This is a genomic window from Rahnella perminowiae, assembly GCF_019049755.1.
Lineage (GTDB): Bacteria > Pseudomonadota > Gammaproteobacteria > Enterobacterales > Enterobacteriaceae > Rahnella > Rahnella perminowiae.
This window is the reverse complement of sequence record NZ_JAFMOS010000473.1, coordinates 1-11,503: the sequence shown is the minus strand read 5'-3', so window position 1 is coordinate 11,503 and position 11,503 is coordinate 1. Positions and strand designations below refer to the sequence as shown.

At 51.0% G+C, this 11,503-nt stretch carries 9 protein-coding genes; 6 read left to right on the top strand and 3 right to left on the bottom strand.

Annotated features, from left to right (window positions below; translation table 11 throughout):
• Positions 1–41: 41 nt before the first annotated feature.
• Complete coding sequence (locus tag J1785_RS08805) at positions 42–293, bottom strand: YciN family protein (protein ID WP_129951556.1); 252 nt, start codon at positions 291–293, stop codon at positions 42–44.
• Positions 294–755: 462 nt separating this feature from the next.
• Between J1785_RS08805 and topA the strand changes: the two genes are divergently transcribed.
• The 3 genes from topA (at position 756) to acnA (ending at position 7,661) form a co-directional block, all read left to right on the top strand.
• Entirely contained in the window at positions 756–3,353 is a 2,598-nt protein-coding gene (gene topA, locus J1785_RS08800) for a type I DNA topoisomerase (RefSeq protein ID WP_129951555.1), read from the top strand.
• 473 nt (positions 3,354–3,826) lie between these two features.
• Complete coding sequence (gene cysB / locus J1785_RS08795) at positions 3,827–4,801, top strand: HTH-type transcriptional regulator CysB (protein WP_129951554.1); 975 nt, start codon at positions 3,827–3,829, stop codon at positions 4,799–4,801.
• A 187-nt stretch (positions 4,802–4,988) separates the two neighbouring features.
• Positions 4,989–7,661, top strand: coding sequence for an aconitate hydratase AcnA (gene acnA / locus J1785_RS08790; protein WP_217219241.1), 2,673 nt, complete (start codon positions 4,989–4,991; stop codon positions 7,659–7,661).
• Between the two features lie 76 nt (positions 7,662–7,737).
• Here acnA and ribA read toward each other — a convergent pair whose 3' ends face one another.
• Positions 7,738–8,328: a GTP cyclohydrolase II gene (gene ribA / locus J1785_RS08785; RefSeq protein ID WP_129951552.1), complete on the bottom strand. Its 591-nt coding sequence runs from the start codon at positions 8,326–8,328 to the stop codon at positions 7,738–7,740.
• A 288-nt stretch (positions 8,329–8,616) separates the two neighbouring features.
• On the opposite strand from ribA, the gene pgpB reads away from it, so the two are divergent.
• The 3 genes from pgpB (at position 8,617) to lapB (ending at position 11,127) form a co-directional block, all read left to right on the top strand.
• The gene (pgpB, locus tag J1785_RS08780) at positions 8,617–9,372 is read left to right on the top strand and encodes a phosphatidylglycerophosphatase B (protein WP_129951551.1); all 756 of its coding nucleotides are present in this window, start codon (positions 8,617–8,619) and stop codon (positions 9,370–9,372) included.
• A 267-nt stretch (positions 9,373–9,639) separates the two neighbouring features.
• Entirely contained in the window at positions 9,640–9,951 is a 312-nt protein-coding gene (locus J1785_RS08775) for a LapA family protein (protein WP_129951550.1), read from the top strand.
• Between the two features lie 6 nt (positions 9,952–9,957).
• A complete protein-coding gene (lapB, locus tag J1785_RS08770) occupies positions 9,958–11,127 on the top strand; it encodes a lipopolysaccharide assembly protein LapB (protein ID WP_129951549.1) in 1,170 nt (389 codons plus the stop codon).
• Between the two features lie 131 nt (positions 11,128–11,258).
• Here lapB and J1785_RS08765 read toward each other — a convergent pair.
• On the bottom strand, positions 11,259–11,503 hold a 245-nt coding region (locus tag J1785_RS08765), incomplete at its 5' end, for a hypothetical protein (protein ID WP_217219240.1).

Here is an 11,503-nt window from a genome sequence, read left to right as displayed (position 1 = left end):
GTTTATCGGTTACCTATACCTTTATTAGCGATTCTTTTATCTCAATCTTCGAGATGGTATTTTTCTGAAAAAAGATGGGCCAGATGTTTAAACATATTAAATACTGCGGTGGTTTTTCTGGTCGGTAAGCCGTCTTCATCCATGAAAAACTCCCCGCGGAAAACCAGCACATTACCTTTCTGCTCAACCTCTGTCGCCAGCATTCCGTGGATGTAATCTTCGTGCTCACGGATAACCTTATTCGCTTCGATCAGTAAAGCTTCGCGGCTAATTGCCGATGTATTTTCGTGCATGATATTTACTCCCCACTATAATTGCTGACGTTATTGTAATCCTGACGTTGATAAAACCGCAAATCTGCTGGGGGTAATCCGCTTAAGCAGGCTGGTTATATTTTGAGCAATCTATAAAAGGCGGATGCGATTTGGCGAAAAAGGCCTTTCCGTGTTAATTAGTTTGCGTGGCGATTTTTATCAGGTAGAGTGTGGGATTTTGTGGCTTCAGGTGGAATGTTTTGTTTACGCTTGGTTGTTATTTGACTTAAAAACGGGCGCGTTCTGCTGAGCCCTGTCTGGTTAATCCCTCGCAGAATCAGTGATTTGAACCTCTGGAAGTCAGTGCGTTCCTTCTTTTAAAGAAATCAGTTGACGTTCTGACTCACTGCCGCAATATAAAAAAAGACGTGTAATTGTGCCGCGGCATAACTAGGCAAAATCTTCTTCAGATGATGAAGAATCATTCAGGTAAAGGTAATTATGGGCAAAGCTCTCGTAATAGTTGAGTCCCCGGCAAAAGCCAAAACGATTAATAAATATTTAGGGAATGACTACGTGGTTAAGTCCAGCGTCGGTCATATCCGTGATTTACCCACCAGTGGATCCGCTGCTAAAAAGACCGCCGACTCAACCGAAGAAAAAACAAAGAAAAAAGTAAAAAAGGATGAGAAGACCGCGCTGGTTAATCGCATGGGCGTCGATCCGTATCACGGTTGGGAAGCACAATACGAAATACTTCCGGGTAAAGAAAAAGTTGTTGCTGAGTTAAAAGCGTTAGCGGAAAAAGCTGACCACATCTATCTCGCAACCGACCTTGACCGCGAAGGAGAGGCGATTGCCTGGCATTTGCGGGAAGTGATTGGCGGTGATGACAAACGTTTCAGCCGCGTCGTATTTAACGAAATTACCAAAAACGCGATCCAGAACGCCTTTAAAGAACCGGGCGAACTGAATATTGATCGTGTGAATGCTCAGCAGGCGCGTCGTTTCATGGACCGCGTGGTGGGTTACATGGTATCTCCGCTGTTGTGGAAGAAAATTGCCCGTGGTTTATCCGCAGGTCGCGTTCAGTCCGTGGCGGTGCGTCTGGTTGTCGAGCGTGAGAAAGAAATCAAAGCGTTCGTGCCGGAAGAATACTGGGAGTTGCATGCGGATTTGCTGGCGAAGAAAGAAACCGCGCTGCAAATGGAAGTGACGCATCATCTCGACAAACCGTTCAAACCGGTGAATAAAGAACAAACTCATGCGGCCGTTTCGCTGCTTGAGAAAGCGCGCTATACCGTGGTTGATCGTGAAGACAAACCAACCAGCAGTAAGCCGGGTGCGCCTTTCATTACTTCCACGTTGCAACAGGCGGCCAGTACGCGTCTGAGCTTTGGTGTGAAGAAAACCATGATGATGGCACAGCGTCTTTACGAAGCCGGTCACATCACCTATATGCGTACTGATTCCACTAACCTGAGTCAGGATGCCGTGGAAATGGTGCGCGGCTATATCGGCGAAAATTTCGGTAATAAATATCTGCCGAAAGCTCCGCTGCAATACAGCAACAAAGAGAATTCTCAGGAAGCGCACGAAGCGATTCGTCCTTCTGACGTAGCCGTGACGTCTGAACAATTGAAAGATATGGAAGCGGATGCGCAACGTCTGTATCAGCTGATATGGCGTCAGTTTGTGGCCTGTCAGATGACACCGGCTCAGTACGATTCCACTACGCTGACGGTGAAAGCCGGGGATTATTCTTTGCGCGCCAAAGGCCGTACGTTGCGTTTTGATGGCTGGACCAAAGTGATGCCGGCGTTGCGTAAAGGCGACGAAGACAGAACCCTGCCCGCCATCGAAGTGGGGACGGATCTGGAACTGCAACAACTGCTACCGACTCAGCATTTCACCAAGCCGCCTGCGCGTTTTAGCGAAGCGTCATTGGTTAAAGAACTGGAAAAACGGGGTATTGGCCGCCCGTCTACTTATGCGTCGATCATTTCGACCATTCAGGACAGGGGCTACGTTCACGTTGAAAACCGTCGCTTCTATGCAGAAAAAATGGGCGAAATCGTTACCGATCGTCTGGAAGATAACTTCCGTGAACTGATGAACTACGATTTCACCGCACGTATGGAAGACGGGCTGGATCAGGTCGCCAATAACAAGGCGGAATGGAAAGCCGTTCTGGATGAATTCTTCACTGAATTCAGCAAGCAGCTGGAAACGGCTGAGAAAGACCCTGAAGAAGGCGGTATGCGTCCGAATCAGATGGTGCTGACCAGCATTGAATGTCCGACCTGCGGACGTCCGATGGGGATACGTACCGCCAGCACCGGTGTGTTCCTGGGATGTTCCGGTTATGCCTTGCCGCCGAAAGAACGCTGCAAAACCACCATCAACCTGATTGCTGATGCCGAAGTGCTGAACATTCTGGAAGGCGATGAAGCCGAAGCTAATGCGCTACGCGCCAAACGCCGTTGTGCCAAATGCGGTACGGCGATGGACAGCTATCTCATCGATAATCAGCGTAAATTGCATGTCTGTGGTAACAACCCGGAATGTGATGGTTATGAAATCGAAGAAGGCGAGTTCCGTATCAAGGGTTACGACGGCCCGATCGTTGAGTGCGAGAAATGTGGCTCTGAAATGCACCTGAAAATGGGGCGTTTCGGTAAATACATGGGCTGTACCAACGACGAGTGCAAAAACACCCGTAAGATTTTGCGAAACGGTGATGTGGCGCCGCCGAAAGAAGATCCGGTTCCGCTGCCGGAATTGCCGTGTGAGAAATCAGACGCGTATTTCGTGCTGCGTGACGGTGCGGCAGGGGTATTCCTGGCTGCCAACACATTCCCTAAATCGCGCGAAACCCGTGCGCCGCTGGTGGAAGAACTGAAGCGTTTCAAAGATCGCTTACCGGAAAAACTCAGCTATCTGGCCGATGCGCCGGTGGCAGATCCGGAAGGGAATAAATCCATGGTGCGTTTCAGCCGTAAAACTAAGCAGCAGTATGTGTCTTCAGAAAAAGACGGCAAAGCCACGGGCTGGACCGCTTTCTTTGTGGACGGCAAATGGGTTGAAGGCAAAAAATAATTATCGCCTTCATATTTCAAGTTGCCGGTGCGTTGGCTGCACTCAGTCGGCCCAGTCACAGGGTCAGCCATGCTCCCGGGGATGCCAGAGTTTGTCGCCTTCCTGCAACTCGAATTATTTAGGCGATAACGGATTTATGTCACTCTGTTAAGCAGGTGTAAAAAACCAGTCCTCCGGGCTGGTTTTTTTTTTGCATTCAGATCTATCATCGACCCTGATTTGCTGTTTTTCTTATCAGGGCAGCGCTGCCCGCAATTGTCATTATGTTCTCTGGCTATACAACGCGTTAATTATTGATATAATTGTTATATAAAATTTATTCTTATGCATTCAGGTAATAAGTTAATGCATCTGGGGCATAAATAACGTTCGTTAACAGACTACCGGCATTCATTATAAAATTATTTCAGTCTGTTCAGCCCCCGGGTGAACAGGGATGACGGCAGGGTGCGAAAACTAGGATGGTATGAGATATGAAATTGCAGCAACTGCGCTATATCGTAGAGGTTGTTAATCACAATCTGAACGTCAGTTCGACGGCAGAAGGCCTGTACACGTCGCAGCCCGGGATCAGCAAACAGGTGCGGATGCTGGAAGATGAACTGGGGATCCAGATTTTTTCCCGCAGTGGAAAACATCTGACGCAAGTCACACCGGCAGGGCAGGAAATCATCCGTATTGCCCGTGAAGTGTTGTCTAAAGTGGATGCGATCAAAGCCGTTGCCGGTGAGCATACCTATCCGGACAAAGGTTCGTTGTATGTGGCGACGACACACACGCAGGCACGTTATGCTTTACCGAATGTAATTAAAGGTTTTATCGAGCGTTACCCCCGTGTTTCATTGCATATGCATCAGGGATCGCCGACGCAGATTGCTGAAGCGGTTTCGAAAGGCAATGCGGATTTCGCGATCGCTACCGAAGCGCTCCATTTATATGACGATCTGATCATGCTGCCTTGCTATCACTGGAACCGTGCCGTGGTGGTTCAGCCTGATCATCCGCTGGCGGGTAAAGAGAAGGTCACCATTGAAGAACTGGCAGCCTATCCGATTGTGACTTATACCTTCGGCTTCACCGGCCGTTCAGAACTCGATACTGCATTTAACCGCGCCGGCCTGACGCCACGCATTGTATTCACCGCCACAGATGCTGACGTGATTAAGACTTACGTTCGTCTGGGACTGGGCGTGGGTGTCATTGCCAGCATGGCGGTTGATCCGATCCAGGATCCGGATCTGGTGACCGTGGATGCGAGTGATATTTTCACCTACAGCACCACCAAAATCGGCTTCCGCCGCAGTACATTCCTGCGCAGCTACATGTATGATTTCATCCAGCGCTTTGCGCCACATCTGACGCGTGACGTGGTGGATACGGCTATTTCCCTGCGCTCCAACGAAGATATTGAAGAGATGTTCAAGGACATTAAGCTGCCGACAAAATAAGTCGTCACAAACGTAGCGCCTCTCTGATCCCGTTGCATCCTTACCCGATGCGGCGGGATTTTTTTTGCCTGATGATCAGTTTGAGCTGTTATAAAAATGTTAACGATAAATTGTGTTATCTTTAAGTATGCACTTATAAGCCAGCGGGTTATTACGCATGGCCACGCTGAGCGCTAAAGGAGAAGCTATGTCGTCTATTCGCAAGAACAGTCTGGATAAGCTGGCAGTCCGGGAGAAAGAATTCTACTACTACAGCCTGCCACTCGCGGCCAAAACGCTGGGTGATATTCAGCGTCTGCCAAAATCCCTCAAGGTATTACTCGAAAATTTACTGCGCCACGTCGATGGTGACACTGTCACCGAAAACGATCTGCAGGGGCTGGTCGGATGGCAAAAAACCGGTCATGCCGACCGCGAAATTGCTTATCGTCCGGCGCGGGTACTGATGCAGGATTTTACGGGTGTACCCGCTATCGTCGATCTGGCCGCGATGCGTCAGGCGGTAAAACGCCTCGGCGGGAATGTCGATCAGGTCAATCCTCTGTCACCTGTTGATCTGGTTATCGACCACTCGGTAACGGTCGATGAATTCGGTGATGATGAGGCATTCAGTGAGAATGTGCGTCTCGAAATGGAGCGCAACAACGAGCGCTACCAGTTCCTGCGCTGGGGGCAAAAAGCCTTTAACCGTTTCCGCGTTGTGCCGCCGGGTACCGGGATTTGTCATCAGGTCAATCTTGAATATCTCGGACAAACTGTCTGGTATGAAGAACAGGAGGGTAAAACGGTCGCTTATCCTGACACCCTGGTCGGGACGGATTCCCATACCACGATGATTAACGGTCTGGGGATTCTGGGCTGGGGTTGCGGCGGTATTGAAGCCGAAGCCGCGATGCTCGGGCAGCCGGTTTCCATGTTGATCCCGGACGTTGTGGGTTTCAAACTGACCGGTAAATTACGTGAAGGCATTACCGCGACTGACCTGGTGTTGACGGTCACCCAGATGCTGCGTAAACACGGCGTGGTGGGGAAATTTGTCGAATTCTACGGTGATGGCCTGGCGGACTTACCTCTGGCTGATCGCGCGACCATTGCCAATATGTCGCCGGAATTCGGTGCAACCTGCGGCTTCTTCCCGGTAGATGATGTGACACTGAGTTACATGAAGCTCAGTGGCCGCAGTGACGAACAAATCGAACTGGTCAAAGCCTATTCTCAGGCTCAGGGTTTATGGCGCCATCCCGGTGACGAGCCGGTATTCACCAGTACCCTGGCGCTGGACATGGGCGACGTAGAGCCGAGTCTGGCCGGGCCGAAACGTCCTCAGGATCGTGTCGCGCTGCCCAATGTACCGAAAGCATTCAAAGCGGCGACTGAACTGGAGTTGGGTAACAGTAAGCCGGGGCGTAGCGATAAAGAAAGTTTCACGCTGGAAGGCCAGCATTATTCGCTGACCACCGGTGCGGTAGTGATTGCGGCAATCACCTCTTGTACCAATACTTCAAACCCGAGCGTGCTGATGGCGGCCGGTCTGCTGGCGAAGAATGCCGCTGAAAAAGGCCTGGCCAGCAAGCCGTGGGTAAAAACATCGCTGGCACCAGGTTCCAAAGTGGTGACCGATTATCTTAATGCGGCAGGTCTGATGCCACACCTGGAGAAACTGGGTTTTAATCTGGTGGGCTACGGCTGTACGACCTGTATTGGTAACTCCGGGCCGCTGCCGGAACCCGTTGAGTCAGCGATCAAAGCGGGTGATTTAACCGTCGGAGCCGTGCTTTCCGGCAACCGAAACTTTGAAGGGCGTATTCATCCGCTGATTAAAACCAACTGGCTTGCCTCGCCGCCGCTGGTGGTGGCGTATGCGCTTGCCGGTAATATGAATGTCGACCTGACGCAGGATCCTCTGGGGGATGGGGCTGATGGCAAGCCTGTTTACCTGAGAGATATCTGGCCGTCGGCCAACGATATCGCCAATGCAGTCGCACAGGTGACGACAGACATGTTTCATAAAGAGTACGCCGAGGTGTTTAACGGCGATGCGAGCTGGCAGTCGATCCAGGTTGAAGGTACGCCAACTTACACCTGGCAGGAAGATTCTACCTACATCCGCCATCCGCCGTTTTTCAGTGATATGAAGGCTGAGCCAGATGCACTGGAAGATATCAAGGATGCGCGAATACTGGCGATTCTGGCGGATTCAGTGACCACCGACCACATTTCGCCTGCCGGGAATATCAAGGCTGACAGTCCGGCTGGTCTGTACCTGACCCAGCATGGGGTCGAGCCGAAAGCCTTTAACTCCTATGGTTCACGGCGTGGTAACCACGAAGTGATGATGCGCGGAACGTTCGCCAATATCCGCATCAAAAATGAAATGGTGCCGGGTGTGGAGGGCGGTTATACACGTCATATTCCGTCGCAGGATCAGCTGGCGATTTACGATGCGGCGATGCGCTATCAGCATGAAAATGTGCCGACTGCTGTGATTGCCGGTAAAGAGTACGGTTCAGGTTCAAGCCGTGACTGGGCGGCCAAAGGCCCGCGCCTGCTCGGCGTTCGTGTGGTTATCGCCGAATCATTCGAGCGTATTCACCGTTCGAATCTGATCGGAATGGGGATTTTACCGCTTGAGTTCCCGCAGGGTGTGACGCGCAAAACGCTGAAACTCACCGGCGATGAGCAGATCAGCATCAGCGGATTGCAAACCCTGACGCCGGGGCAGGATGTCGCGGTACATATCACTTTCGCCGATGGTCATACTGAAACGATCGATGCACGTTGTCGGATCGATACCGGCAATGAGCTGACGTATTTCCAGAACGGCGGTATTTTGCATTATGTGATCCGCAAGATGCTGTAATATCTGTTCTTCTGCCGATCAAAAAGGGCACCTTCTTAAGGTGCCCTTAATATTTTCATCGCACTATATAACAGCCTTATTTATCGAGCAGGTGGCCCATTTTGGCGGCTTTAGTCGACAGGTAACGTTCGTTTTCCGGATTACGACCAACGATCAGCGGAACGCGTTCGGTGATGTTAATGCCGGCTTCGGTCAGAATTTCAACTTTTTTCGGATTGTTGGTCAGCAGGCGCACTGAATCCACGCCCAGCAGCTTGAACATGTCGGCGCACAGCGTGAAGTCACGCTCATCTGCGGCGAACCCGAGCTGATGATTAGCCTCGACCGTGTCGTAGCCTTTGTCCTGTAAAGCGTATGCGCGGATTTTATTCAGCAAACCGATGTTACGGCCTTCCTGACGGTGATACATCAGGATGCCCCGGCCTTCTTCAGCGATATGATTCAGTGCAGCTTCGAGCTGAAAGCCGCAGTCACAGCGCAGGCTGAATAAGGCATCACCAGTCAGACACTCGGAGTGAACGCGCGCGAGAACCGGCGTATCGCCAGTGATATCGCCAAAAACTAACGCCAGATGGTCGTGTCCGGTGGCCAATTCTTCAAAACCCACCATCAGGAAATCGCCCCAAGGTGTTGGCAGATTGGCTTCTGCCACCCGTTTCAGCTGCATTTTACGCTCCAAAAAAACCACAAATAGTCTTTATTTACAGTAAATATTTTACTTGTTGATGCGCATCCTACTTTCCGATGCGGCCTCTGGATAGGGAATCGGTGCCTTTCCATCATGACAGGCATCATTTTGCCACAGTTTGGGTCACAGTTTAGCGGGAATATTTGAACGATTAGTTCATAACTTATGAATTATAACCGCTTCTTCAACAACTCACGTCAAAGGAATGTTAAGCAATAATAACGTTGCTACACTCCAACTCTTTTTCGCATGACTGAAGGGACGATTATGTTTGATATCGCCAGACGCACCGCGCTGGGAGCTGTTCTTTTATTACTGATGCCCGCTGCGGTGTGGATAAGTGGCTGGATGTGGACACCGGGTGGTGACCCCGCCGTGCTACGTCCGCTTTATTGGGTCACGGAAACGGTGAGTGAGCCATGGGGAATTTTGACTACTGTGATCCTCTGCGGCTGGGTTCTGTGGTGCCTGAGATTCAGGCTTAAACCGGCAGCCGTGCTGGTGGTGATCATCGTCTTGTCATTGCTGGCCGGTCAGTATGTTAAAGATTTTATCAAAGGTGAAGTCCGCGAGCCCCGGCCGTATGTCGCATGGCTGGGGGCGGACCATCAAATGAACATCGGTGAGTTTTACGCCCTGAAAAATAAAGCACGTGCACGACAGGTGAAAGACATCCTGGGCGATAATGCGCAAATCCCGCACTGGCTGAACAAAAGCTGGCAGAACGATACAGGGTACGCGTTCCCTTCAGGCCACACGATGTTTGCCGCGACCTGGGCTTTACTGGGTATCGGGCTTTTGTGGCAGCGTAAACACTATAAAACGGTCACCGTGCTGATGGTGTGGGCGGTAGTGGTGATGGGCAGCAGACTGATGCTTGGCATGCACTGGCCGCGTGACCTGATGGCATCTGTAGGCATCAGCTGGCTTCTGGTCATGCTGGCCTGCTGGCTGACAGAGCGTTATGTCGGACCGCTGACACCGCCACCGGCAGAAAAGCGGGAAATCAGCGAGCGAGAATAGTCACGGCTTCTGATCCCATACGGTCCGAAACCTCAGGGGGCTTGTTCTGCCCCCCTTTAATTCATCGTTTTCATCCCCATATATTTTTCATAGTCCAGATTGCGGTGGTGTTCACGGCACCACAAAAATGTCGAATAAAGTCTCTACAGACTGCATTTAAAGCCTTCGCAATGTTTCCCTGCTTTGTGCGGAAATGCTAACTTATTAGGTCGGAACGAGAGTTTTTGGCATAATTCATCCGGTACATCCGGCATTACAGGAATGAATGTGAAATATCTGCTGATTTTTTTATTTTTGCTGGTCATCGTTGTGATTTCTATCACCCTGGGTGCCCATAACGATCAGACTGTGACCTTCAATTATTTGCTGGCGCAGGGGGACTACCGTGTTTCCACACTGCTTGCCGTACTGTTCGCGACCGGTTTTATTCTTGGCTGGATAATCTGTGGTTTGTTCTATCTGCGCGTACGTCTGTCACTGGGTCGTGCCCAGCGTAAAATCAAACGCCTTGAGCAACAAATCGAACCCGCGGCTGCCGTTACGCCGCCCACAGCATCTTACGATGTCAGCAAGGAATAATCCTCTATGTTAGAACTGCTGTTTCTGTTGTTGCCCGTTGCGGCCGCTTATGGCTGGTATATGGGGCGCAGAAGTTCTCAGCAGGACAAACAGGAAAATGCTAACCGCCTGTCACGTGAATACGTCGCGGGCGTTAACTTCCTGCTTTCCAATCAGCAGGATAAAGCGGTCGACCTGTTCCTCGAAATGTTGAAAGAGGACAGCAGTACGGTCGAAGCGCACCTGACTCTGGGTAACCTGTTCCGCTCCCGCGGTGAAGTTGATCGCGCGATCCGTATTCACCAGTCACTGATGGAAAGCGCTTCGCTGACTTTCGAACAGCGGCTGCTCGCCATACAGCAACTGGGACGCGATTATATGGCTGCCGGTTTCTATGACCGTGCAGAAGACATGTTCAACCAGCTGGTGAAAGAGCAGGATTTCCAGCTGTTTGCGCTGGAACAGCTGTTGATTATTCATCAGGCCACCAGCGACTGGCAGAACGCCATCGACGTGGCAGAACGTCTGGTTAAGCTCGGTAAAGAAAATCGGCGCAAAGAAATTGCGCATTTCTGGTGTGAGCTGGCATTGCAGGCGATGGTTTCGGAAGACTTCGATAAGGCGACCGGCTTACTGAAGAAAGCTGCAGCAGCAGACAAACTTTGTGCACGTGTTTCAATTATGCAGGGGCGAATCTTCCTGGCGCAGGGTGAATACCGCAAAGCGACGGAAGCCTTACAACGTGTGCTGGAACAGGATAAAGAGCTGGTCAGCGAAGCGTTGCCAATGCTGCAGGAGTGTTACCAGAATCTTGACGATACGCTGGCATGGGCGGAGTTTCTCAAACGTTGCGTGGACGAAAATACCGGCGCTACGGCAGAGCTGTTGCTGGCTGAAATCATCCATGAGGAAGAAGGGCGTGAGACCGCGCAAAGCTATATCAACCGCCAGTTGCAACGCCATCCGACTATGCGGGTGTTCCATCATCTGATGGATTACCATCTGGCAGATGCGGAAGAAGGGCGTGCGAAAGAGAGTCTGGTATTGCTGCGGGATATGGTGGGTGAACAGATCCGCACCAAGCCACGCTATCGTTGCCATAAATGCGGTTTTACCGCGCATTCGCTGTACTGGCATTGCCCGTCATGCCGTGGCTGGGCGACGATAAAGCCAATCCGGGGCCTGGACGGCCAATAATTTCCTCTGTCCTGTTCGTATTGCTGAGGTGTCAGCGACATTTTCCCACCCGAATCACTGACATGACGCAGTGATTCGGGTTTCGTCCATGTGCCGGGTAACGCGAATTATTAAGGGGAGCGGGATGACTTTTACTTTTTCTTGCTGCTTGTTTTACGTGCACTGAGTAAGGTGCGTAATTTCTTGATTTCTTTGGTGGTCAGTGCCGGTTCCGTCTCTTCTGCAAGATGCTGATTATCAATTTCGTGTTCAGTGGCTTTTGCGGCTTTTTTACCTTTCGGCGCAGCACGGTTAAAACTCTCTTCCAGGCGTGCCGCGACTTCTGCACTTAATGAATGTTCCGCGTCGGCAGCGGCGTTTTTGATCAGTTCTTTTA